Source organism: Streptomyces sp. NPDC047000 (assembly GCF_040644295.1).
Taxonomy (GTDB): domain Bacteria; phylum Actinomycetota; class Actinomycetes; order Streptomycetales; family Streptomycetaceae; genus Streptomyces.
On sequence record NZ_JBEYWE010000017.1, the window covers coordinates 115,422 to 139,161 of the forward strand.

Annotated in this window: 23 protein-coding genes; 17 read left to right on the forward strand and 6 right to left on the reverse strand. The window is 72.3% G+C overall.

Annotated elements, in window-relative coordinates; translation table 11 throughout:
• Positions 1–32: 32 nt before the first annotated feature.
• Genes ABZ862_RS24970 through ABZ862_RS24980 form a run of 3 tightly spaced genes read left to right on the forward strand, consistent with a single transcriptional unit; the run spans position 33 to position 2,982 of the window.
• The gene (locus ABZ862_RS24970) at positions 33–800 is read left to right on the forward strand and encodes an SDR family NAD(P)-dependent oxidoreductase (RefSeq protein ID WP_360961895.1); all 768 of its coding nucleotides are present in this window, start codon (positions 33–35) and stop codon (positions 798–800) included.
• Positions 797–2,008: an acyl-CoA dehydrogenase family protein gene (locus tag ABZ862_RS24975; protein ID WP_360961898.1), complete on the forward strand. Its 1,212-nt coding sequence runs from the start codon at positions 797–799 to the stop codon at positions 2,006–2,008. The genes ABZ862_RS24970 and ABZ862_RS24975 overlap by 4 nt, the downstream gene beginning before the upstream one ends.
• Positions 2,005–2,982: an NADPH:quinone oxidoreductase family protein gene (locus ABZ862_RS24980; RefSeq protein ID WP_360961901.1), complete on the forward strand. Its 978-nt coding sequence runs from the start codon at positions 2,005–2,007 to the stop codon at positions 2,980–2,982. The genes ABZ862_RS24975 and ABZ862_RS24980 overlap by 4 nt, the downstream gene beginning before the upstream one ends.
• Positions 2,983–2,985: 3 nt before the next feature.
• Here the strand turns inward: ABZ862_RS24980 and ABZ862_RS24985 are convergent, their stop codons facing one another.
• Positions 2,986–3,846, reverse strand: a complete 861-nt coding sequence (locus ABZ862_RS24985; RefSeq protein ID WP_360961904.1) for a mycofactocin-coupled SDR family oxidoreductase — start codon at positions 3,844–3,846, stop codon at positions 2,986–2,988.
• Between the two features lie 176 nt (positions 3,847–4,022).
• Here ABZ862_RS24985 and ABZ862_RS24990 point away from each other — a divergent pair, with 176 nt between their 5' ends.
• From ABZ862_RS24990 to ABZ862_RS25005, 4 genes are read left to right on the forward strand one after another with little or no spacing between them, the layout of a single operon-like run.
• Entirely contained in the window at positions 4,023–5,168 is a 1,146-nt protein-coding gene (locus tag ABZ862_RS24990; RefSeq protein WP_360961907.1) for an amidohydrolase family protein, read from the forward strand.
• A complete protein-coding gene (locus tag ABZ862_RS24995; protein WP_360961910.1) occupies positions 5,165–5,413 on the forward strand; it encodes a hypothetical protein in 249 nt (82 codons plus the stop codon). Before ABZ862_RS24990 ends, ABZ862_RS24995 begins: the two co-directional genes overlap by 4 nt.
• Positions 5,414–5,420: 7 nt before the next feature.
• Positions 5,421–6,233, forward strand: coding sequence for a mycofactocin-coupled SDR family oxidoreductase (locus tag ABZ862_RS25000; protein WP_360961913.1), 813 nt, complete (start codon positions 5,421–5,423; stop codon positions 6,231–6,233).
• 15 nt (positions 6,234–6,248) lie between these two features.
• Positions 6,249–6,437: a ferredoxin gene (locus ABZ862_RS25005; protein ID WP_360961916.1), complete on the forward strand. Its 189-nt coding sequence runs from the start codon at positions 6,249–6,251 to the stop codon at positions 6,435–6,437.
• 127 nt (positions 6,438–6,564) lie between these two features.
• Here the strand turns inward: ABZ862_RS25005 and ABZ862_RS25010 are convergent, their stop codons facing one another.
• Positions 6,565–7,434: a VOC family protein gene (locus ABZ862_RS25010; RefSeq protein ID WP_360961919.1), complete on the reverse strand. Its 870-nt coding sequence runs from the start codon at positions 7,432–7,434 to the stop codon at positions 6,565–6,567.
• 164 nt (positions 7,435–7,598) lie between these two features.
• Between ABZ862_RS25010 and ABZ862_RS25015 the strand changes: the two genes are divergently transcribed.
• Positions 7,599–8,459 (forward strand): alpha/beta fold hydrolase, encoded by an 861-nt coding sequence (locus tag ABZ862_RS25015; RefSeq protein ID WP_360961922.1) that lies wholly within the window; start codon positions 7,599–7,601, stop codon positions 8,457–8,459.
• A 64-nt stretch (positions 8,460–8,523) separates the two neighbouring features.
• Positions 8,524–9,132, forward strand: a complete 609-nt coding sequence (locus ABZ862_RS25020; RefSeq protein ID WP_360961925.1) for a TetR/AcrR family transcriptional regulator — start codon at positions 8,524–8,526, stop codon at positions 9,130–9,132.
• A gap of 78 nt (positions 9,133–9,210) precedes the next feature.
• Here ABZ862_RS25020 and ABZ862_RS25025 read toward each other — a convergent pair whose 3' ends face one another.
• Positions 9,211–10,809: an FAD-binding protein gene (locus ABZ862_RS25025; RefSeq protein ID WP_360961928.1), complete on the reverse strand. Its 1,599-nt coding sequence runs from the start codon at positions 10,807–10,809 to the stop codon at positions 9,211–9,213.
• 321 nt (positions 10,810–11,130) lie between these two features.
• Here ABZ862_RS25025 and ABZ862_RS25030 point away from each other — a divergent pair, with 321 nt between their 5' ends.
• From ABZ862_RS25030 to ABZ862_RS25045, 4 genes are all read left to right on the forward strand, one after another.
• A complete protein-coding gene (locus ABZ862_RS25030; protein WP_360961931.1) occupies positions 11,131–11,967 on the forward strand; it encodes a fumarylacetoacetate hydrolase family protein in 837 nt (278 codons plus the stop codon).
• On the forward strand, positions 11,964–12,917 hold the full coding sequence (locus ABZ862_RS25035) for an acetaldehyde dehydrogenase (acetylating) (RefSeq protein ID WP_360961934.1): 954 nt from the start codon (positions 11,964–11,966) through the stop codon (positions 12,915–12,917). The genes ABZ862_RS25030 and ABZ862_RS25035 overlap by 4 nt, the downstream gene beginning before the upstream one ends.
• Positions 12,914–13,924, forward strand: coding sequence for a 4-hydroxy-2-oxovalerate aldolase (gene dmpG / locus ABZ862_RS25040; protein WP_360961937.1), 1,011 nt, complete (start codon positions 12,914–12,916; stop codon positions 13,922–13,924). Before ABZ862_RS25035 ends, dmpG begins: the two co-directional genes overlap by 4 nt.
• A 267-nt stretch (positions 13,925–14,191) precedes the next feature.
• Complete coding sequence (locus ABZ862_RS25045) at positions 14,192–14,941, forward strand: IclR family transcriptional regulator (protein ID WP_360962051.1); 750 nt, start codon at positions 14,192–14,194, stop codon at positions 14,939–14,941.
• Positions 14,942–15,029: 88 nt separating this feature from the next.
• Here the strand turns inward: ABZ862_RS25045 and ABZ862_RS25050 are convergent, their stop codons facing one another.
• Positions 15,030–15,800 carry a 3-oxoacyl-ACP reductase family protein gene (locus ABZ862_RS25050; protein ID WP_360961939.1) on the reverse strand — a complete coding sequence of 257 codons (771 nt, stop codon included), beginning with the start codon at positions 15,798–15,800 and terminating at the stop codon, positions 15,030–15,032.
• A 3-nt stretch (positions 15,801–15,803) separates the two neighbouring features.
• The gene (locus ABZ862_RS25055; RefSeq protein WP_360961942.1) at positions 15,804–17,333 is read right to left on the reverse strand and encodes a long-chain fatty acid--CoA ligase; all 1,530 of its coding nucleotides are present in this window, start codon (positions 17,331–17,333) and stop codon (positions 15,804–15,806) included.
• Between the two features lie 224 nt (positions 17,334–17,557).
• On the opposite strand from ABZ862_RS25055, the gene ABZ862_RS25060 reads away from it, so the two are divergent.
• The 3 genes from ABZ862_RS25060 to ABZ862_RS25070 all read left to right on the forward strand — a co-directional run bounded on the left by ABZ862_RS25060 (position 17,558) and on the right by ABZ862_RS25070 (position 20,658).
• Complete coding sequence (locus tag ABZ862_RS25060) at positions 17,558–18,358, forward strand: enoyl-CoA hydratase-related protein (protein WP_360961945.1); 801 nt, start codon at positions 17,558–17,560, stop codon at positions 18,356–18,358.
• Between the two features lie 84 nt (positions 18,359–18,442).
• A complete protein-coding gene (locus tag ABZ862_RS25065; protein WP_360961948.1) occupies positions 18,443–19,498 on the forward strand; it encodes an alcohol dehydrogenase catalytic domain-containing protein in 1,056 nt (351 codons plus the stop codon).
• Positions 19,495–20,658 carry an acyl-CoA dehydrogenase family protein gene (locus ABZ862_RS25070; RefSeq protein WP_360961950.1) on the forward strand — a complete coding sequence of 388 codons (1,164 nt, stop codon included), beginning with the start codon at positions 19,495–19,497 and terminating at the stop codon, positions 20,656–20,658. The genes ABZ862_RS25065 and ABZ862_RS25070 overlap by 4 nt, the downstream gene beginning before the upstream one ends.
• A gap of 43 nt (positions 20,659–20,701) precedes the next feature.
• On the opposite strand, the gene ABZ862_RS25075 is transcribed toward ABZ862_RS25070, so the two are convergent.
• Positions 20,702–21,409 (reverse strand): TetR/AcrR family transcriptional regulator, encoded by a 708-nt coding sequence (locus ABZ862_RS25075; RefSeq protein ID WP_360961953.1) that lies wholly within the window; start codon positions 21,407–21,409, stop codon positions 20,702–20,704.
• Between the two features lie 189 nt (positions 21,410–21,598).
• On the opposite strand from ABZ862_RS25075, the gene ABZ862_RS25080 reads away from it, so the two are divergent.
• Complete coding sequence (locus ABZ862_RS25080) at positions 21,599–23,584, forward strand: pyruvate dehydrogenase complex E1 component subunit beta (protein WP_360961956.1); 1,986 nt, start codon at positions 21,599–21,601, stop codon at positions 23,582–23,584.
• Positions 23,585–23,740: the final 156 nt, after the last annotated feature.

The following is a 23,740-nucleotide window of genomic DNA, read 5'->3' on the forward strand; positions in this document are numbered from 1 at the left end:
AGCAAGTCCCTGGGCCTGTAGAGGAGACTCGAGTGAACATCGACGGATCCACGGCACTGGTCACCGGCGGCGCCTCCGGCCTCGGACTGGCCACCGCGCGCCGGATCACCGACCGCGGCGGCAAGGTCGTCCTGGCCGACATCTCCGCGGAACAGGGCGCCAAGGCGGTCGCCGACCTCGGTGAGGCCGCCCGCTTCGTCGGCGCCGACGTCACCGACGAGGCCGCGGTGAACGCCGCCCTCGACACCGCGCAGGAACTCGGTCCGCTGCGCTTCGTCGTGCACTGCGCCGGGCGCGGCGGCGACCGCACCCGGATCATCGACCGCGAGCGCACGCCCGGACAACTCGCCACGTTCACCGAGGTGATACGGGTCAACCTGATCGGCACCTACAACGTGCTGCGCCTGGCCGCCGCCCGCCTCTCCGGCAACGAGATGGTGGACGGCGACCGCGGGGCCGTCGTCCTGACCGCCTCGGTCGCCGCGTTCGACGGCCAGATCGGCCAGACCTCCTACGCCGCGGCCAAGGCCGGCGTGCACGGCATGACCCTGGTCGCCGCCCGTGACCTGGCCGGCTGGGGGATCCGGGTGAACACCATCGCCCCCGGCATCATGGACACCCCCATGCTCGGCCGGCTCCGCGAGGACATCCGCGACGGCCTCGCCGCCTCCGTCCCGCACCCCAGACGCCTCGGCGCCCCCGACGACTTCGCCCGCCTCGCCGTCGAGATGCTGGAGAACCCCTACCTCAACGGCCAGACCGTCCGCCTCGACGGCGCCCTCCGCATGGCCCCGCGATGACCGCTGCGACGACCGCGGCCGAGACCGACGAGCAATTCCGCACCCGCCTCCGCGCATTCCTGACGGCCCGTCACCCCGGCCGTCGCCCCAAGGACCCCGCCGAACGCCTGGCGTGGCAGAAGCGATGGCTGGCCACCCTGTACGACGCCGGATACGCGGGCCCGAGCTGGCCGCGCGAACACGGCGGCATGGACCTCCCGTTCGCCCGTCAGGTCGTCTACCAGGAGGAGTACGCGCGCGCCCGGGTCCCCGGCCCGCTCGGCACCGGACCCGGCATCGCCGCGCCCACTCTCATCCGGTACGCCACGCCCGAGCAGAAGAACCGCTTCCTGCGCCCCATGCTGCGCGGCGACACGGTCTGGGCGCAGGGGTACTCCGAACCGGAGGCGGGCTCGGACCTCCCCGCACTGCGGACCACCGCCCGCCGCGAGGGCGGCGGCCCCGACGACCCGGCCGCCGTGTACGTCGTCAACGGCCAGAAGGTGTGGAACAGCTCGGCCGACATCGCCGACGTCCTCTTCACCCTGGTGCGCACCGGGCCTCCCGACTCCCGTCAGGACGGCATCAGTTACCTGCTGATCGACGCCCACGCCCCCGGCGTGACCGTGCGCCCGCTGCGGGACCTCACCGGGGACGCGCACTTCTGCGAGATCTTCCTCGACGACGTCCGGGTCCCGGTCGCCGACCGGATCGGCGCGGAGAACGGCGGCTGGCCGCTGGTCCGTACCAGTCTCGGCCACGAACGCGCCGCGGGGGCGATGAACCAGGCCGCCCTGTACCGGCGCGTCCTCGACGAGCTGATCGAGCTGGCACACGAACGCGGGGCGACCGCCGACCCGCTGGTGCGCGACCGGCTCGCCGACTTCGAGATCCGGGTGACGATCATGCGGCTCACCGGGATGCGGACCATCGCCGACATCATGGCGAACGGCGAGCCCGGCCCGGCCTCCTCGACCTCCCGGCTGTTCATCGTGACGTTCGAACAGGAACTGCACGAGTTCGCCCTGGAACTGCTCGGACCGTACGGGATGCTGGGCCGCCGCGACCCGCACGCCGTCCAGCGCGGGCGCTGGGTCTGGGGCTTCCTGCGCACCCGGGCCTCGACCATCGGCGCGGGCACCGCCGAGATCCAGCGCAACACCATCGCCGAACAGGTCCTGGGGCTGCCCCGGGACCCGGCGATGCCGGCCACCGGGAGAACACCATGAGAGCGGCGCGCTGCACCCGCTACGGCCCTCCGGCGGACCTGGACGTCGTCGAACTGGACGACCCCGTACCCGGACCGGGTGAGGTCCTGGTCCGGGTGCACGCCGCCGCGGTCAACCACCCGGACGTGCTGCTGGTCGCGAACCGGTACCAGGTGCCCGCACCGCTGCCGTTCACCCCGGGCAGCGAGTTCGCCGGAGTGGTGGCCGCGCTCGGGCCGGGCGTCTCCGGTCCCGCGGTCGGCTCGGCGGTCGCCGGAGCGGTGCTCACGGGCGCCTTCGCCGAGCAGGTCGTGGTGCCGGCGGCGGGCCTGCGGCCGGTTCCCGAGGGCCTCGACATGGTCCACGCCGCCGCGTTCCACGTCACCTACGCGACCGCCTACCACGCCCTGACCACCGTCGGGCAGGGCACGGCGGGGGAGTGGGCGGTGGTGCTGGGGGCCGCGGGCGGCGTCGGCTCCGCGACCGTCGACGTCGCCACCCGGCTCGGCCTGCGCGTCGTGGCGGCCGCCTCCGGTCCGCAGCGGCTGCTCGTCGCCCGGGAACTGGGCGCCGCGGGCGGCGTCGACTACGTCCGGGAGGACCTGAAGACCCGCATCCGCGAGCTGACCGGCGGTCAGGGGGCCCACCTGGTCGTCGACCCGGTGGGCGGCGACCATGCGGAGGCCGCCCTGCGCGCGCTGCGCCGGGGCGGCCGGTTCGTCACCGTCGGCTACGCGGACGGGAAGATCCCGCGGATCCCGCTCAACCTGGTGCTGCTCAAGGCCGCGGTGGTCCGGGGCTTCGAGATCCGGATGCTGCGCCGGTACGCCCCGGAGGCGGTGGCCGCGGGCGACCGGGCGCTGGCCCGGATGGTCCGGGACGGGATGCGCCCGCTCGTCTCCCGCGTCCACCCCCTCGCCGACGTGGCGTCCGCGCTGACCGACGTGGCCGAGCGGCGCACCACCGGCAAGGTGGTCATCGGCATGCGTGCCTGACCGTCAGAACGCCGGCAGCTGCGGGCGCCGCCTGACGTAGCCGCCGGCGTCCACGCGCATCTGCATGCCGGTGACGTACCTCGACTCGTCCGAGACCAGGAACAGCACCATGTCGGAGACGTCCTTCGCCTCGACGTAGGGGATGCCGAAACCCGTCGTCGCGGGGAAGGAGGACAGCGCGTCCTCGCGGGTCGGGTTCTCCAGGTCGGGCCGGAACGACCGGTACATGAGGTCGTTGTTGAGCATGTCGGTGTCGACGTTCGTGGGATGCACCGCGTTGACCCGGATCCGGCGGGCCAGCAGGACCGTCGCCAGGTCGTGCACGAACGCGGCCACCTGGCGCTTGGCGAAGGAGTAGCCCAGGCCGCCTGGTCCGTTGGCCGGGTTGTCGACGGACGCCGGTGTCAGCGCCGCGATGGACCCGGTCGCGACGATCGAGGCCCCGTCGGGCAGATGGGGCAGCGCCGCCTCGACGGCGTGCACCACCCCGTTGAAGTCGACGGTGACGGCGTCCAGGAAGGCCTGGGCGGTCCGCGGCCCCAGCGGTGCGATCCCGGCCTGGGCGACCACGGCGTCGAGCCGCCCCAGCCCGGCCACCCCCTCGGCGACCGCCGCCTTCAGTGCGGCCGGGTCCCGGACGTCCGCCTTGCGGGCGACCACCCGCCGACCGAGCTTCTCCACCTCCCGCACGGTCTCGTCCAGGTCCGCCTCGGAGGCCAGGGGGTAGCCGTTGGTCGCGATGTCCCCGCACAGGTCCACGGCGACGATGTCGGCGCCCTCCGCGGCGAGCCGGACCGCATGGGCGCGTCCCTGTCCGCGCGCGGCCCCGGTGATGAAGACGACCTTGTCCTGCACTCGACCCATGGGGTCTCCTTCCCTTACATAAAAGAGTAGCCTGAATGGCGATGCCGGGAGCCGGGCGTTCCCTGATGATCGCCTGATCACGCGGGAGGTGTTCGAACCTTCCCGTTCAGTGGGACATGTTGAGTGCACACAATGCGTCCGGTGCTAGAGAGTCCCCGAGACCGAGGGAGCACGCGATGCCGTTGCAGCCGTGGATGAAGTTGCTGTCGACCGACGACCACCTGATCGAACCCCCGCACCTGTGGTCCGACCGGCTGCCGGCCAGGTACCGGGAGGCCGGGCCGCGCATCGTGGAGCAGTCGCGAGGCGAGGGACGGGCACCCGCCGAGGTCTGGGTCTACGAGAACCGGATCTACCCCTACATCGGCCTGAACGCCGTCGCCGGCAAGCGGCCCGAGGAGTTCGGCCTCGAACCCACCCGCTACGACGAGATGATCCCGGGCTGCTACGACCCCAAGGCCAGGATCCGCGACATGGACCTGGACGGCGTGTGGGGCGCCCTGTGCTTCCCGTCCTTCCCCGGGTTCTCCGGACACGTCTTCCTCGACGGCGACGACCGCGAGCTGGCCCTGCTCTGCGTGCGGGCGTGGAACGACTTCGTCCTCGACGAGTGGTGCGCCACCGCACCGGGCCGGCTCGTCCCGCTGGTCATCATGCCGATGTGGGACGTCGACGCCTGCGTCGCCGAGATCCACCGCACCGCCGCCAAGGGGGCGAAGGCGATCTCCTTCCCGGAGAACCCCGCTCCGCGCGGCCTGCCCTCCTTCCACACCGACCACTGGGACCCCATGTTCTCGGCGGCCGAGGAGACCGGCCTGCCCGTGTGCCTGCACTTCGGCACCTCGGGCAGGCCTCCGAGGACCGCCGAGGAGGCGCCCTTCGCGGTGACGATCACCCTCTTCGGCTGCAACGCCATGTTCGCCACCGCCGACCTGCTCTTCTCCCCGGTGCTGCACAGGCATCCCCAGCTGAAGATCGGCCTGTCCGAGGGCGGCATCGGCTGGATCCCCTACCTCCTGGAACGCGCCGACGGCACCTGGGAGCGGCACCGCTTCTACCAGAACGTCGACCAGAGCGTGCGGCCCTCGGAGCTGTTCCGGCGGCACTTCCACGGCTGCTTCATCGACGACCGGTTCGGCGTGGAGGCCCGCCACCACGTCGGAGTCGACCGGATCACCTGGGAGTGCGACTACCCGCACTCCGACTCCTACTGGCCCAGGTCCCGCGCCTACGCGGCCGAGGTGCTGGCCGACGTACCCGACGAAGAGGTGCACAAGATCGTGGAGTTGAACACCCGCCGGCTCTACAACCTCCCCGCATGAGCACCCGCCGGCCCGAGTCCGAGCGGCCCGACTGGACCGACCTGGACCTGCTCACCCGCGAGGAGGCCCACGGGCGGCTCCTCGCCGAGATCGCCGACACGGACGTACGCCTCGCCGGACTCGGCGCAACCGGGGCCGCATCCGGCACCGAGGCCGAGCGGGCCGAGCGGGAACTCCTGCGGTCCCGGCTGCGTGCCCTGCGCGAGGCCGCCGAGGACCTGGGCCGGCAGCCGAAGGGCGACTGAGGTGGCCGTGGGACGCGTGGACGGCAAGGCCGCGCTCATCACCGGAGCGGCCCGCGGACAGGGCCGGTCGCACGCCGTGCGGCTGGCCGAGGAGGGCGCGGACATCGTCGTCACCGACGTCTGCCACGACATCGGCGACGGACTGCCGTACCCGCTCGGGACCGAGGAGCAGCTGGAGGAGACGGCCGAGCTGGTCCGGGCGACGGGCCGGCGGTGCGTCGCCGTACAGGCCGACGTCCGCTCGATCGCCGAGATGCGGGCCGCGGTCGACGCCGCCCACACCGAGTTCGGGCGGCTCGACACGGTCGTCGCCAACGCCGGCGTCATGAGCTCCGGCGCCGCCTGGGAGCTGACCGAGGACGTCTGGGACGTCGTCGTGGACGTCAACCTCAAGGGTGCCTGGAACACGGCGCGGGCCGCGATCCCCTGGCTGATCGAGGCGGGCCGGGGCGGCTCGATCGTCATCACCAGCTCCGCCGCCGGGATCCGCGGCCATGTGCCCTACGCGCACTACGTGGCCGCCAAGCACGGCGTCGTGGGCCTGATGAAGGCCCTGTCCAACGAACTCGCCCCGCACCGGATCCGGGTGAACACCGTCCACCCCACCGGAGTCAGCGACACGGGCATCACCGTCGGTGTCCCGGTCGAGGAACTCGCCGCGCGGGAGCCGCTGTTCGCGCTCGCCGCGATGAACCCCCTGGCTCCGTACGTCGAGCCCCGGGACGTCTCGAACGCCGTCCTCTTCCTCGCCTCGGACGAGGCACGGTACGTCACCGGGCTGCAGTTCACCGTCGACGCGGGGTCGACCAACAAGCCGTAGAACGGAGTGGGTTGCATGAGGGTCACCATCGACTCGGCGTCGTGCTCGGGCCACGCGCGGTGCGCGGCCGCGGCACCGCGGCTCTTCCGCCTCGACGACGACGGCTATGCGCTGCCGCTCGACGAGGACGTCCCGGAGGACCTGGAGCAGGACGCCCGCGACGGTGAGGCGGCCTGCCCGGAACGGGCCGTCACCGTCCGCTGAGCACGCGCCGACCGGCCAGGACGTCCCCGGTACCCCGGTACCGGCGTCCCCCGACCCGCGTCCGCCGGCGCACGACCGAGCCCCACGGCCCTGGGACCGTGGGGCTCTCCCCGTACTCCACGTCCGTTCAGCCGGCCGGCTGCGGCGGCGGGGTGAAGTGGTGGCCCCAGAACGCGCCGTCCGTGATCTCGTACACCGGGACCGGCTCCGGCACCTTCAGGCCGTTCCAGCCGAACTCGACGGCGTAGTTCTCCGGCGACCAGACGTAGAACGACACCATGTGGTCGTTGGTGTGCCTGCCGAGCGAGTGCATCATCGGTACCTCGTACCTGCCGGCCCGGTCGAGGGCCCGGCCGACGTCGTCCAGGGTCGCCGCCTCCACCATGAAGTGCAGCAGCCGGCCCGGTCCCGGCATCGGTGTCACACCGAGGGTGTGGTGGCGCGGGTTGCAGCCCATGAACCAGGTCGTGCCGCCCGGCGAGCGCATCGTGTTCCGCTCGACGAAGCCGAGGACGCCGACGTAGAAGTCGAACGTGCCCCGGGCGTCCTCCGCGGAGACGATGGCGTGGCCGAAGCCCATGTCCTCGGTGACGAACCCGGACACCAGCGGGGTCTGCACGGGCACATGGTCGAGGGTCCTGCCGTAGAACAGCTCGACCGGGTTGCCGCCCGGGTCGTCGAACTTGACGAAGCCGGTCACCTTCCGTTCCGCCGCCTCGGCCTCGGTGCCCGCCGTCACCTTGATGCCGGCCTTCTCGACGTCCGCGGCCAGCCGTGTCAGCTCCCGCTCGTCGAGGACCTCGAATCCCAGCGCCGTCATCGTGGGCCGGGCACCCGGCGAGACCACGATCCGGGACGGATGGTCGTCCATCCGGAAGGCGAGCGACCCGGAGCCGCTCTCGACGGGCATCAGGCCGAGGAAGTCGGCGCCGAACGCCTTCCATCTGTCGAGGTCGTCGGACTCCAGACGCAGGTACCCGAGTGAGCGAACACCCATCAGGCCCTCCCCTCACATTCGGTCAGGTCCGGGACGGCCCGTCGGGCCCCCGGTACTCGTTACGTCCGCGACGGTAGAAGGCCCGGCACGCCCGCCGCCGGGACCGTCCCACTGATCGGGAGGCGTACGGCGACGGCCGCCGGGCCGGTGCCACGGTGACCGCCATGACACTCAGCCACGAGGACACCCTGCGCGAACTGACCACCGACGACGGCGTGCTGCGCTATCACGAGGTCGGCGACGGGCCGCCGTTGCTGCTGCTGCACGGCTCCGGTCCGGGCGTCACCGGCTGGCGCAACTTCCGCGGCAACCTGCCCGTGTTCGCCCGGCACTTCCGCTGCCTGGCGCTGGAGTTCCCCGGCTTCGGGGTGAGCGACCCGACCGCCGAGAACCCGATGGCGGCCGCTCCCAAGGCCGTGCTGCGCTTCCTCGAAGGCCTCGGTCTCGACCGCGTCGACGTCATCGGCAACTCCATGGGCGGGTACGTCGCCGTGGGGCTCGCGGTGGCCCACAAGGACCTGTTCCGCCGGATCGTGACCATCGGCGGGGTGGGCCGCAACCTTCTCTCCCCGGGACCCAGCGAGGGGCTCAACCTGCTGGTCGAGTTCGCCGAGAACCCCACACGCGACCACCTCGTCCAGTGGCTGCGGTCGATGGTCCACGACCCGGCCCTGCTCACCGACGAGCTGATCGAGGAGCGCTGGGCGACCGCCACCGAACCGGAGACCCTGGAGGCGTCCCGCCGGATCTACGGCCGGCAGGCGATGGCCGCGATGCAGGCCGCCCAGTCGCAGTCCGACCAGCCGATCTGGGCCATGCTCCACAAGATCACCGCGCCCACCCTGCTGACCTGGGGCCGGGACGACCGGGTCACCCCGCTGGAGAGCGCGCTGCTGCCGATGCGGACCATCCCCAAGGCGGAACTGCACGTGCTGCCCGACTGCGGACACTGGGCGATGATCGAGCAGAAGGATGCCTGGGAGAGCGCCGTACTGGCCTTCCTGACCCGCCCGGAGGCCGACTGAGATGGCCTGGCCGCGCAGGCGGTCGGCGACAGCGCGGACACGGGGACAGAGGGAGGACGAGGACGTGGCAAGACCCGTGGAGGCAGGGTGCCCCGCCGCACCGATGTCCGGCAGGCAGGCGGCACGGCAGGTCCGGATCCTGCGCGCCGCCTCCGAACTCGGCGCCCGTGAGGGGCTGGCGAGCGTACAGATGCACGAGGTGGCCAAGGAGGCCGGGGTCGCGATCGCCACCCTGTACCGCTACTTCCCGTCCAAGCCGTACCTGTTCCTGTCGGTCCTCGAATGGCACATCGGGCAGTTCCTCGGGGACCACGGCAGCGAACCGCCGGCCACCCGGACCGCGGACCCCGCGACCGAGGTGGCCGACACCCTCATCGCGCTCACCGGGAAGCTGCTGGACAGCCGTCTGCTGGCCTCGGCGGTGGCGGTGTCCTCCTTCACCGAGTACGCCACCGGCGTCCCGACCCGGATCGACATCGTCGAACGGTCGCTGGGGCAACGGCTCGTGCGGCTGCTCGCGGGACGCGCGGACGCGGACACCTGCCGCAGCCGGGCGCGGCTCCTCGTCTACGGCTGGTGGGGGCTGTTCGTCGCCGTGCTGACCGAGGAGATCTCCCCCGAGCAGGGAGCCGCCGACCTGCGCCTGGCCGCACGGCTGATCGTCCCCGCCTGAGCAGACGGAAGCGCCCGGGACACCGCACCTGTCCCGGGCACCTCCGCCTGCCGCGCCCGGTCGGACGCCCCGCCGGGCTCAGCCGTCCGCCCCGACGATGTCCAGGACCGCACGGTAGGCGAAGGCGATGCTGGAACCGATCGGGGTGCCGGCGCCCGGGTAGACCCGCCCGGACATCGCGGCCGTCGTGTTGCCGCTCGCGTACAGGCCGGGGATCGGCCGCCCGTCCGGCCGCAGCACGCGCGCGTCCTTGTCCGTCCGCAGGCCGCCCTTGGTGCCGATGTCGGACGGCACGATCGTCGCCGCGTAGAACGGGGCCTTCTCGATCGGTGTCAGCAGCGGGTTCGGGAACTCGGTCTCCGGCTTCGCCGGGAAGTTCTGCCGGGGGTCGGCAGCGAAGGGGACGATGTGGTGGAACATCCGGTCCCACACCGACTCGCCGCGGTGGAACCGCTCGTCGACGCCGGTCCGCGCACAGCCGTTGAACTCGGCGACCGTCCGGCTCAGCCGGTCGAACGGCACGCCGATCAGCCGCGCCAGCTCCTCCAGGGTGTCCGCCTTGCGCAGCGCACCCGACTCCAGCCACTCCGGGCGCAGCGGCTCGTCCGGCGGCCCGCCGAAGCTGTCGCGGTCCAACTGCCGCTGGTCGAAGATCCAGTGGGCCGGTATGTGGCTGACGTCCGACGCGTTGTGCAGGCGCATGATCTCGTGCCCGACCTGGTCGTAGGGCCGGGTCTCGTTGACGAAGCGCTCACCCGCGCCGTTCACCCAGATGCCGCCCCGGGTGCCGGTGTGGAAGATCGGCCGGCCGTCGGGCTGGATCAGCCCGGCCACGAACCACGCCTCGTCGAGCAGGTCCACGTCCGCGCCGACCGCGAGGCCGGCCCGCAGCGCGTCGCCCGTGTTCGTCGGCACGCCGTTGGACCATGCGCCGGTCAGCGGCGCCTGGTGCTTCTCGCGCAGTTCGCGGTCGTGCTCGAAGCCGCCGGCCGCCAGGAGGACGCCGCGTTCGGCCCGGAACCGGACCGGGCCGCCCTCGCCGGCGGCCTCGACGCCGACGACCCGGCCGTCCTCGACGACCAGGCTCTCCAGCCGGGTGTTCAGCCTGACCGTGCCGTTGCCGGTCTCCAGGAACGCCGCCAGGGCCCGGCCGGCCAGCGCGCGGCCGCCGGAGACCACCGGGCCCTCGTCGAAGTCCCACCGCTCGGTGGGCAGCGAGCGCCGCAGGATCTCGGCGTTCTCCCCGAGCTCGGCGATCTCCAGCGGAATCGGGAAGACCGTGTGCCCGGTGGGCGAGGCGCCCTCGATGTCCCCGAAGTAGTCCGGGACGGGCCCGTGCACGAAAGGAGGGAACCAGGGGCTGCGCTCCAGCTCGTCGATCAACCCGGCCCCGGCCTCCAGATACGCGTCCTGGAGCGCCTCGCGGGAGGGATCGCCGACGATCTCGCGCAGGTACGCCCGGCACGCCTCGACATCGTCACCGAGTCCGGCGCGGCGCAGCGGCGCGGAACCGGGGAACCACAGTCCCGCGCCCGAGTAGGCCATCGTGCCGCCCACGAGAGAGGACTTCTCGATCACCAGAGTGCGCAGGCCGCGCGCGGCCGCCACGTACGCCCCGACCAGACCTCCGCCCGACCCCACGACGATCACGTCGTAGGCATCTTCGTTGATGCTCATCCGAACCTCCTGATGGGTGCCGAACCTGTGGGTGGGGGAGAAGGCGACACGGGGCCCGCGAAGGCAAGGAGCCAGGGGGCATGCCGCCCTCGCCGCCCGGCAGCCCCGTGGACGACGGTAAGGAGACAGCGCGGGGTCGTTCCCGCGCCATCTCGCTCAGCGAGACCCCCACCTGCCCCGGGCCGGCCCCGGCCCAGGGCCGCCGCCACCGGCTCCTGACCCGGCCCCGGCGGCCGGCCGGCAGTCCCGGTGAGCGGAAAGTACCCGGCGGCCCCTCGGCCCGCGGCACAGGCTGAAGGCCGGCACGAGGTGAGGACGGCGATGACAGACGTGTGGGAACCGACGGCGGTCGCGGACCCCGGGACAGCCGTGGCGGAGGCGGCCGCGCGCCTCGCCCGGGCGGCGAGGGACCACCGGCCCTGTGCGCCGGTCCGGGACCTGCTCGGACCGGCCGACATCGGCCTCGCGTACGCCGTCCAGCGCCGTGTCGTCGGCGACCGGATCGCCGCCGGAGCACGCGTCGTCGGCCGCAAGATCGGCCTGACGTCCGAGGCCGTGCAGCGCCAGGTGGGCGTCGACCGGCCCGACTTCGGCGTCCTGCTGGACGACATGGACGTCTCCGCCCTGCCGGCCGTCCCCAGCGGCCGGCTGCTGCAGCCCAGGGCCGAGGCGGAGATCGCCTTCGTCCTCGCCGCCGACCTGGACACCGACGACCTCGACCTGGCTCGGGTCCGCTCGGCGGTCGGGCACGCCGTGGCCGCGCTGGAGATCGTGGACAGCCGGGTGGCCGGCTGGGACATCGCGATCTCCGACACGGTCGCCGACAACGCCTCGAGCGGCCTCTTCGTGCTCGGGCGACAGGCCGTCGGCATCGACGAGTTCGAGCCCCGGGACGTGGCCATGCGGATGTACGCCGACGGTGTGCCCGTCTCCGAGGGCGACGGCACCGCCTGCCTGGGCGACCCGCTCGCCGCCCTGCTGTGGCTGGCGCGCACCGCCCGTGAGTTCGGCGACCCGCTGCGCGCCGGGCAGGTGGTGCTCTCCGGCGCCCTCGGCCCGCTCGTCCCCACCCCGCCCGGAATCACCGTAGAAGCCGAGATGACCGGCGGCCTCGGTTCGGTGACCGCGACCTTCTCACCCAAGGACCAAGAAGGATGACGAAGACCAAGGTGGCCGTGATCGGCTCCGGCAACATCGGCACCGACCTGATGATCAAGATACTGCGCCTGTCCGACACCCTGGAGATGGCCGCCATGGCCGGCATCGACCCGGAGTCCGACGGCCTCGCCCGCGCCGCCCGCCTGAAGGTGCCCGTCACCCACGAGGGCGTGGACGGCCTGATCCGCATGGCCGGCTTCGACGAGATCGGCATCGTCTTCGACGCCACCTCGGCCAAGGCCCACGTCGAGAACGCCAGAAAGCTCGCCCCGTACGGCAAGCGCCTGGTGGACCTCACCCCGGCGGCCCTCGGGCCGTACGTGGTGCCGACGGTCAACCTGGACGAGCACCTCGCGGGCGACGTCGAAAACCTCAACCTGGTGACCTGCGGCGGCCAGGCGACCATCCCGATCGTCCACGCGGTCAGCCGCGTCACCCCCGTGCCCTACGCCGAGATCGTCGCCTCGATCTCCTCCCGGTCGGCCGGTCCCGGCACCCGGGCCAACATCGACGAGTTCACCGAGACCACGGCCGGCGCCATCGAGAAGGTCGGCGGCGCCCGGCGCGGCAAGGCGATCATCGTGCTCAACCCGGCCGAACCGCCGCTGATCATGCGGGACACGGTGTACTGCCTGACCGGCGACGCCGACCAGGACGCGGTCCGCGCCTCCGTCGAGGAGACGGTGGCCGCGGTGGCCGAGTACGTGCCCGGCTACCGGCTCAAGCAGCAGGTCCAGTTCACCCCGGTGGCCGACGCGGACCCGGTGCACACCCTGCTGCCGAAGGACGTCGGCGAGCGGCCGACCACCAGGGTCACGGTCTTCCTCGAGGTCGAGGGCGCCGCCCACTACCTGCCCGCCTACGCCGGCAATCTCGACATCATGACCTCGGCCGCCCTGCGGGTCGCCGAGCGCATCGCCCTCCGTCCGACCTCCGAGGTGGCCGAGTGACCCGCAGGCTCTACGTGCAGGACGTCACCCTCCGGGACGGCATGCACGCCGTCCGGCACCGCATCACGCCCGAGTTCGTGTCGAAGATCTCCGCCGCCCTGGACCGGGCGGGCGTGGACGCCATCGAGGTCGCCCACGGCGACGGACTGGCCGGCGGCAGCCTCAACTACGGGCCCGGCAGCCACACCGACTGGGAGTGGATCGAGGCCGCCGCGGACGCCGTCGACCGCGCGGTCCTCACTTCCCTGCTGCTGCCCGGCATCGGCACCGTCGCCGAACTCAGGCGCGCCTACGCCCTGGGGGTCCGCTCGGTGCGCATCGCCACCCACTGCACCGAGGCCGACGTCGCCGCCCAGCACATCGCCACCGCCCGCGAACTCGGCATGGACGTCTCCGGGTTCCTGATGATGGCCCACATGGCCGAACCCGCCGAACTGGCCGCGCAGGCCCGGCTGATGGAGTCCTACGGCGCGCACTGCGTGTACGTCACCGACTCCGGCGGCCGGCTGACCATGGACGGCGTACGCGACCGCATCCGCGCCTACCGGGACGTGCTCGGCCCGGAGACCCAGATCGGCATCCACGCGCACGAGAACCTCTCCCTCTCGGTCGCCAACTCCGTGGTCGCCGTGGAGGAGGGGGTGACCCGCGTCGACGCGTCCCTCGCCGGACAGGGCGCGGGCGCCGGCAACTGCCCGATCGAGCCGTTCGTCGCCGTCGCCACCCTGCACGGCTGGAAGCACGAGTGCGACCTGCACGCCCTCCAGGACGCCGCCGAGGATCTCGTACGGCCCCTGCAGGACCGGCCGGTGCGCGTGGACCGGGAGACCCTCACCCTCGGTTACGCCGGTGCCTATTCCAGCTTCCTGCGGCACGCCGAGACCGCGGCGGAACGCTACGGACTCGACGCGCGGACCATCCTGGAGGAGGTCGGTCGCCGCGGACTCGTCGGCGGCCAGGAGGACATGATCGTGGACATCGCCCTGGACCTCACCACCCGCGGCTGACCCCGGCCGGACGTACCGCTCCCGGGGCCCTTCCGGGAGCGGTACCTTTTTGATGTCCGCGGGTGCCCCTCCACGAATAATAGACCAATCGATCTAATGAATCGGTGCACGCCTCTATCTCCGCAGCCGAGGCCGTTGGTATTTTGGCGTCGGCGCCGAACTAGAATTGATTTCAGTTTGAGCAGAGAGGCACCGACGATGACGTCTGCCCTTCGCCCGAGCGCACGTACCATCCAGGCCGGCGGCCCCGTGCTGCCTCCGTCGATGATGGAGCGCGTGACGCTCATCATGGATCTCTTCGAACGTCCGCAGACCCGTCTGACGCTCGAAGCGATCTCCCGTCGGACCCAGCTCCCGCGCTCGACGACACACCGCATACTCGACCAGCTGGTCCGCCTGGACTGGCTGCGCCACACGGCGGCCGGATACACGCTGGGGGCCCGCGCCCTCGGCCTGGGCGGCCGGGAGATCGACCACAGCGCGCTGCGGGCGGCCGCCGCGCCGCATCTGCTGGAACTGGCCGTGCGGACCAGGATGGTCGTCCACCTGGCCGTGCTCGACGGGCCGGAGATCTACTACCTGGACAAGGTCGGCGGCCGGGCCGCCTTCGACATCCCCTCGAAGGTCGGCGGCCGGGCGGTCGCGCACTGCACCGGGCTGGGCAAGGCCCTGCTCGCCTGGCTGCCCGCGGAGGAGGTCGAGGCCCGGTGCGCGCAGGTGATGGAGCCCCGTACCCCGCAGAGCATCGACCGCCTCGACCAGCTGCACCGCGAACTCGGCCTGGTCCGCCGCCGCAACGGCCTGGCGATCGAACGGGGGGAGTGCTTCCCGCACATCGGGTGCGTCGGCCTCGCGCTGCGGGGGCCCGAGGGCCCGGTCGCGGCGATATCGGTGGTCGGTGACGACGGCACCGCGCTCGAACTGGTGGCCCCGCTGGTGGTCAACGTGGTCCAGGCCGTCTCGGAGGACCTGGTCGGGACCCCGCTGCCGGACCGCCAGGACGTGCTGGTGGGGTAGGGGAACCGGCCGTCCCCGTCGGTCCGGTCCGCGGAGCACCTCCTTCCGCCCCGGGCCCACGGCTGCGGGGCGGAAGGGTGCGGCCGGGTCACCAGGCGGTCCAGCCGCCGTCCACCGTGAGGGTCGTGCCCGTGACGAAGCGGGAGGCGTCCGAGGCGAGGAAGACCGCGGCGCCGCCCAGTTCCCCGGCGTCGCCGACCCGGCCGAGCGGGGTGCCGCCGACGATCCGTTCGCCCCAGCGGCTGTCCAGCAGCCCGGAGCTGAGATCGGTGTGGAAGTAGCCGGGGGCCAGGGAGTTGACCCGCACCCCGCGGTCGGCCCACTCCACGGCCAGCGTCCGGGTCAGCGCCTCGACCCCGCCCTTGCTGGCGGCGTAGGCGGCGATCCTCTCGAAGCCGGTACTGGCGTGCACGGACGAGACGTTCACGATCGATCCCGAGCGCTGGGCCAGCATCGCCTTGCCCGCCTCGCGGCAGCAGTAGAACGTGCCCTGCAGGTTGACGTCGAGGACCTGCTGCCAGTCCTGGTCGGTGACCTGCTCGCTGCGGGTGAAGTGCGGGCTGATCCCCGCGCAGTTGACCAGCGCGTCCAGCCGGCCGGTCGTATCCGTGATGCGCTCGGCCGTCTCGCGCACCACGGCGGAGTCGGCGACCGAGCCGGGCAGAGCCAGCACCTTGCCGCCGTGGCCTGCGAGTTCGGCCGCGAGGCTTTCGAGGTCTGCGGCGGTGCGTGCGGTCACGGCGACGGTGGCGCCGGCCTGGGAGAGGGCGACCGCGATCGCCCGGCCCAGTCCCTTCCCCGCCCCCGTCACCCATGCCGTCCGGCCGTCCAGGCGCAGTTCGGTGTTCACGTCGGTCATGGCTCAGCCCTCCGCGGGCAGCTTGCGAAGGGTCCGCTTGAGGACCTTGCCGGACGGGGTGCGGGGCAGCACGTCGACGAAGTCGAAGCGGGCCGGCACCTTGAAGCGGGCCAGCCGGGTGCGGCAGAACTCCCGCAGCTCCTCGGCCCCGGCCGCCGCTCCCGGCCGCACCACCACGAAGGCGCGCGGCACCTCGCCCCAGCGGGGGTGGGTCAGGCCGACCACGGCGGCCTCCAGCACGGCGGGGTGTTCGTAGAGCACCCGTTCCACCTCGGGGGTGGCGATGTTCTCGCCGCCAGAGACGATCATGTCCTTCTTGCGGTCGTCGATGTAGAGGTAGCCGTCCTCGTCGAGGTGGCCGATGTCGCCGGTGTGGAACCAGCCGTCCCTGAGCGCGGTGGCCGTCGCCTTCTCGTCGCGCCAGTAGCCGGCGAAGACCTTCGGGCCGTGCAGGGTGATCTCGCCCAGCTCGCCCGCCCGCACCTCCCGGCCCTCGTCGTCGACGATCCTGACCCGGGTGTGCGGCACCGGGCGGCCGACCGAGCCCAGCTTGGTCAGGGCGTGCTCCCGGTCGAGGAAGGTGTCGCCGGAGACGGTCTCGGTCAGACCGTAGGCATCCGCGTACCAGGCGTTGGGGAACGCGGTCATGATGCGGCGCAGCACCGGCTCCGGTGTCTTCTCGCCGCCGCCCAGGACGAAGCGGACCGAGGTGGTGTCGTAGCCGTCCCGGCCGGGGACCTCCAGCACCTGGTTGACCATGGCGGGCGCCAGCCACAGGTTGGTGACGCGGTGCCGCCCGATCGCCTCCAGCACGCCCACCGGGTCGAACCTGCGCTGGAGCACCACGGCGCCGCCCGCGTAGAGGGTCGCGAGGCCGGGCATGTCGAGGCCGCCCACGTGATAGAGCGGGCCGCACACCAGGGTGGTGTCGGCCGCGGTGAGCCCGAAGTGGACGATGTGCGCGAGGTTCTTCGCCTGGAGGTTCCCGTAGGTGATGCGCACGCCCTTGGGCCGTGAGGTGGTGCCGGAGGTGTACATCAGGCGGTGCAGGTCCTCCGTCCCGACGTCCACCGGCTCCACCCGGGCGCCCTTGTGGGCGGCGAGCATCGCCTCGTAGCCGGTCCAGGACGCGGTCGGTGCGCCGCCGACCAGGATCCGGTGCTCCAGATCGGTCAGGAGGCCCGCGCTGCGCTCCATCGCCGGGGCGAACTCCGGCTCGGTGATGACGGCCCTGGCCCGGGAGTGGCCCAGGATGTACTGCCACTCCTCCTCGGAGAGCCGGTAGTTGAGCGGGAGGAGCACGGCACCGATCCGGCTCGCCGCGTAGACCAGTTCCAGGAACTCCGGCCTGTTGTAGAGGAGCAGGGCGACGACGTCGCCGCGCCGGATGCCGAGTTCGGTCAGGCCGGCGGCCAGCCGGACGACACGTAGGTGCAGTTGACGAACAGTCAGGTGCCGATCCTCCTGCGCGACCATCACGGCGTCGGGCCGCTGGGTCAGGTGGTAGTCGAGGATGCTCGCGAAATTGTGCACGGCTCACTCTCACTGTGTGGTGTTCGACGACGACCGCTGCCGCCCCGGCTCCAGGGCGACCCGGGTCCCGACCGGTCGGTTGCCCGCACCGAAGATTTAGTGTACCTCTTGGTCTATAAAACTTGTTTCCGCACTGTACGACGGCACGAAGGCCTCGACAAGCGCTCCCGCGCCCACCGGTGCCGGAACCGGCCGGAGGTGCGGCAGCCGACGAGGAGGTGCCTGTGCCACGCATCCGCTTCGATCCAGGCGGACCGGTCGTCACGGTCCGCCTGGACAACCCGCCGATGAACGCCTTCGACTCCGCCCAGCGGGCCGAGCTCTCCGCCTGCGTCCGAGAGCTCGCCGAGGCCCCCGGCGTACGGGCCGTGGTGCTCTACGGCGGCACACGGCTGTTCGCGGCCGGGGCGGACGTGAAAGCACTGGCCGCGATGGGGCCGGAGGAGGTGCGGGGCTGGAACCGCGCCCTGCAGCGGACCTTCGACGAAGTGGCGCGGCTGCCGATGCCGGTCGTCGCGGCCGTCACCGGCTACGCCCTCGGCGGAGGCCTCGAGCTGGCCCTCGCCGCCGATTACCGGGTGGCGGCCGGCGACGCGCTGCTCGGCCAGCCCGAGGTACAGCTCGGCATCATGCCGGGCTCCGGCGGCACCCAGCGGCTCACCCGGCTGATCGGCCCGTCCCGCGCGAAGAACCTGCTGATGACCGGCCGCCGGGTGGGCGCCGACGAGGCGCTGCGTCTCGGCCTCGTGGACGAGGTGGTCCCGGCCGCCCGTGTCCTCGACTCCGCGCTCGACTACGCCCGCCGCCTCGCCGAGGGGCCGGCCGCGGCCCTGGAGGCGATCAAGGAGGCCGTGGACCACGGCGCCGACACCGGCCTCGCCACCGGCCTCAGCCTCGAACGCGCCCTGTTCACCGGCGTCTTCGGTACGGCCGACGCGGCAACCGGCATCCGGTCCTTCCTGGAGCACGGCCCGGGGCGGGCCCGCTTCGGGGAGCGTCCCGAAGGGGCGCCGGGAACCGCGTGACCAGCCACGACGGCGCCGCAACCGAACGACGACACCTGGCGGCGCCGGCAGCGAAGCGCTTACGACACGAAAGGGGTGCCCACCATGAAGGCACTGCGCTGGCACGGCGCGCGGGACCTCCGCCTCGAAGAGGTCCCCGACCCTCCCGAGCCCCGTCCGCACGAGGCGGTGGTGGAGGTCTCCTGGTGCGGGGTGTGCGGCACCGACCTGCACGAGTTCCTCGAAGGCCCGCACATGATCCGCACCGGCCCGCACCCGTTCACCGGCGCCGAGCCGCCCCTCGCCCTCGGCCACGAACTGAGCGGCACCGTCGTCGCCCTCGGCACCGAAGTGCCCGGCATCGCGGTCGGTGACCGCGTCACCGCCGACCCGGTCTGGCGCTGCGGTGTGTGTTTCTGGTGCGCGCGCGGCGAGTACCACATCTGCCCCAGCAGCGGCTCCGTCGGCCTCGCGTCGCCCGGCGGCTTCGCCGACCGCGTCACCGTGCCGATCGCCGGGCTGACCCGGCTGCCCGACAACGTCACCGACGAGATGGCGGCGGTCGCCGAACCGCTGGCCGTCGGCCTGCACGCGGTGTCCCGCGCCGGGGTACGGCCCGGCGACCACGTCCTGGTCGTCGGCGGCGGACCCATCGGTGTCGCCGTCGTCCTCGCGGCCCGGATCGCCGGTGCGGCCGGCCTCTATGTGAGCGAACCGCTCAAGGAGCGCCGGGAGAAGCTGCTCGGCCTCGGCGTCACCGAGACCTTCGACCCGGCGGAGACCGACGTGCGCCGCGAGGTGTTCGTGCGTACCGGCCGGATCGGCCCGGCGGCCGTCATCGACGCGACCGGCGTACCCCGGCTCGCCGCCGAGGCCGTCGCCACCGTCCGGCGCGGCGGCCGGGTCGTGCTCGCCGGGGTCGGCCACGGCAGCGTCGAGTTCGACCTGGGCCAGCTCGTCTTCCACGAGCGTTCCGTGCTCGGCACGCTCGGCTACACCTTCGACATCCCCCGCGTGATCGACCTGATGAGCACCGGGCGCCTGGACGCCTCGGCGCTGGTCACCGGACGTTTCCCGCTCTCCGCGGGAGCCGGGGTCTTCGCGGACCTGGCCGCCGACCGGGCCCGCCACCTCAAGGTTCTGCTGACCCCGAAGGGATGACCGACATGGATTTCGACCTGCCCGAGGAGACCGTCGCCCTCCAGGAGATGGTCCGTGAGTTCGCGGCCAAGGAGATCGCACCGTACGCGGCCCAGTGGTCGGAGAACGAGGAGTTCCCGACCCAGGTCTTCACCAAGCTCGGTGGACTCGGCCTGATGGGCATGCTGGTGCCCGAGGAGTACGGCGGCGCCGGCTCCGACATGGTCACCTATGTGGCCGTGATGGAGGAACTCGGCGCCGCCGACCAGTCGGTGGCCTCCTCCTGGAACGCCCACTCGACCATCGCCACGCTGCCGCTGCTCGCCTACGGCACCGAGGAGCAGAAGCACCGCTGGCTGGCCCCGCTGGCGGCCGGCGAGGCCATCGGCGCCTTCGGCCTGACCGAGCCGGAGGCCGGTTCCGACGCGGCCGGCATCGCCACCGTCGCCCGCCGGGTGGACGGCGGCTGGGTGATCGACGGCACCAAGATGTTCATCACCAACGCCGGTACCGACATCAGCCAGGGCGTCACCCTCCTCGCGGTGACCGGCCGGGAGGAGGGGGGACGCAAGCGCTACGCGACCTTCTACGTCCCGACCGGCACCCCGGGCTACACCGTCGGCCACAAGCTGAAGAAGCTCGGCTGGCACGCCATGGACACCCGGGAACTGGTCTTCGACGGCTGCTTCGTCCCCGACGACCACCTGATCGGCGAGGAGGGCGGCGGTCTGCGCCAGTTCCTCTCCGTCCTCGACAAGGGCCGGATCAGCGTCGCCGCACTCGGCCTGTCCCTGGCCAGGGCGGCGCTCGGTCTGGCCGTCAAGCACGCCACCGAGCGGCACCAGTTCGGCCGTCCGCTGTCGGACTTCCAGGCCGTCGGACACAAGATCGCCGACATGGGTACCGAGCTGGAGGCCGCCCGCTGCCTGGTCTACCGGGCCGCCTGGCTCGCCGACCAGGGGCGTCCGCACAGCACCGCGTCCGCCATGGCCAAGCTGTACGCCTCCGAGGTCGCCAACCGGGCCGCCTCCCAGGCCGTCCAGATACACGGCGGGTACGGATATGTCCGGGAGTCGGAGATCTCCCGCTTCTACGCCGACGCCAAGATCCTGGAGATCGGTGAGGGCACCAGCGAGATCCAGCGCAATGTCATCGCCAGGGCGCTGGTCGCCGAGGCGTGAGCGGGTTCCCGCGGTGTGTGTCGGTGCACCGCGGGACCGTCCGTCAGCCGGCGGCCGGGACCTGCTCCCAGCCGGCCTCGGGGTCGAGCGGCAGAGCGGGCCGCTCGCGCTTGAACGCCTCGGCCTGCTCCTCGACCCTCGGCAGGACGTGGTCCGGCGCGCCGAACCCGCGGAACAGGGTCGCGCAGTACTCGCGGGACAGGAACGGCGCGTCCCACTGCCCCTCCGGCCGCACCCATTGGTAGGTGTGGTTGTGCAGGTTCAGGAACTGCAGGGTGGCCAGCCGCGGCGAGATCTGCCGGAAGACGTTCTGGGCCATGGCCTCCGAGAGCAGCCCGGAGATCAGTTCCTCGAAGTCGGAGCGCTGTCCGAGCAGGGTCTTGAGCTCGTCGCCGCTGAGGGAACGGTAGTCGTGCTCGTAGACCCAGATGTGGTCGAGCCGCCGGAAGATGATCGTCAGCAGCGATTCCGACAGCAGCCGCAGTCGCAGCAGGGGCTCCTCGTCCAGGTCCGCGATCTGGCGGGCGCGGGCGAGGAGCGGCCCCATCACCCGCGACTGGATCTCGACCAGCAGGTTCTCCTTGGAGCCGATGTAGTAGTACAGCGCTCCTTTGGCGAGTCCGACCGCGCGACCCAGGTCGTTGATGGAGGTCGCCGCGTACCCCTGCTGCGCGAACAGCGAGGCCGCGATGTCGATGATCTTCTGGCGTCTGACCTCGAAGCCCGGTCCATGGCCCGGCGGACGTGGCATGGATTCCTCTCCCGCGTGATGCGACGACGTGTCGATTGAAACAGGCTCCCGGGCCCGTGTCGAACAGCCTTCGGCACATCCGGGGGAAGCGGACTCCAGGGCATCGTTCCAGTTTGCTAGACCAAACGGTACATTAAAACACGGGACACGGACGGCCCAGCCGTCCGCGTGAGCATTGCGAGGACGCGCATGACGCAGGCACCGCAGCACACCGGCTCCGCTCCGGCGGACGACCTCCTGGAAATGTACCGCCGTATGCGGCGCATCCGGCGCTTCGAGGAACGGGCGTCGGAGCTGTACAAGGCGACGGAGATACCCGGCTTCCTGCACCTGTCCATCGGGCAGGAGGCGAGCGCCGTCGGCGCGTGCTGGCCGCTCACCGACCGTGACGGCATCACCTCCACCCACCGGGGCCACGGCCACGTCCTCGCCAAGGGCCTGGACGCCGCCCCGATGATGGCCGAGCTGATGGGCAAGGACGCCGGCACCAACCGGGGCCGCGGCGGCTCGATGCACATCGCGGACCCCGGCATCGGCATCTACGGCGCCAACGGCATCGTCGCCGCCGGACTGCCGATCGCCGGGGGAGTCGCCACCGCCGCGAAGCTGCGCGGCCGCGGCGACGTGGTGGTGGCGTTCTTCGGGGACGGCGCGGTCGCCCAGGGCATGTTCCACGAGGCCGTCAACCTGGCCGCCGTATGGGACCTGCCGGTCGTCTTCCTCTGCGAGAACAACCACTACTCCGAGTTCTCGCCCGCCGCCGAACAGCACCGCGCCACGCTCGCCGCCCGTGCCGCCGGGTACGGCATCGGCTACGAGCACGTCGACGGCAACGACGTGCTCGCGGTGAAGACCCTCATGACGGACGTGGTGGCCCGGCTGCGGACGGGCGGCGGCCCGGTCCTGGTGGAGGCCGAGACCTACCGCTGGCACGGGCACTACGAGGGCGACCCCGAGCGCTACCGCCCGGCCGAGGAGGTCGCGGCGGCCAAGGAGCGCGATCCGCTGCTCATCGCCCGCCGGCACCTGGTGGCGGCCGGGGTGGCGACCGCGCTGGCGGACGCCGTCGACGAGGAGATCGACAAGGAGATCGAGGCGGCCGTGGAGTGGGCCCGCGGCCTGCCCGAGCCGGCCCCCGGGACGCTGTACGACTTCGTCTCCGCCCCGCGTCCGGCCGTACCCGAGCCCGCCCCCGCCGCGGGCGAGGTCTTCCGCACCATGGACGCCGTGCGCCTGGCCCTGGAACACGAACTCACCGCCGACCCGGACGTGTTCGTCGCCGGCATCGACGTCGGCGCGGGCGGCAACGTGTTCGGCCTCACCCGGGGCCTGGCCCAGGCCTTCCCGGGCCGGGTCCGCGACACCCCGATCAGCGAGAGCGCGATCCTCGGCGCGGCGGTGGGGGCGGCGATGGCCGGCATGAAGCCGGTCGTCGAGATCATGTACATGGACTTCATCGGCGTCTGCCTGGACATGCTGCTCAACCAGGCCGCCAAACTGCGCTTCATGACCGGCGGCCGGGCGGGCATGCCCCTGGTCGTGCGCACCCAGTTCGGCGCGGGCCGCTCCTCCGGCAGCCAGCACTCCCAGTCCCTGGAGGCGCTGCTCGCGCACATCCCCGGCCTCACCGTGGTGATGCCCTCCGACCCGGCCGACACCTACGGCCTGCTGCGGGCCGCCGTCCAGGACCCCAACCCGGTGGTCTTCGTGGAGAACCGCCTCCAGTACGGCTTCAAGGGGCCGAGGCCGCCGGCCGACCACCTCGTCCCGCTGGGCCGGGCCAGGGTCGTCAGGGAAGGTACCGACGTCACCCTGGTCTCCTGGTCGCGGATGGTCCAGGACTCCCTGGCGGCCGCGGAACTGCTGGCCGCCGAGGGCGTGAGTGTCGAGGTGGTCGACCTGCGCACGGTCGCCCCGCTGGACCGCGAGACCGTCCTCGCCTCTCTGGCGAAGACCAACCGCCTGGTCATCGCCCACGAGGCGGTACGGGACTTCGGCATCGGCGCGGAACTGTCCGCGCTCGCCGTCGACGAGGGCTTCTGGCACCTGGACGCACCCGTCACCCGGGTCGCCCCGCCGCCGATGCCGGCCCCCTACGCCCCGGCGCTGGAGCGGCTCTGGCTGCCCTCGCGCGACACCATCGCCGACACGCTGCGGCGGATCGCGGCGGTGTGACCCGCGGACCGCACGGCACGTGACGAAGGGGTGCCCCCGGGATCCGGTCCCGGGGGCACCCCTTCGTCACGCGCGCTTCTCTGCGTCCGCTGCGTGGTGTCCGCCACCGGCCCGTCTTCGTCGGCAGGACAGGGGAGGGCCGGCGGCGGTCCGGTC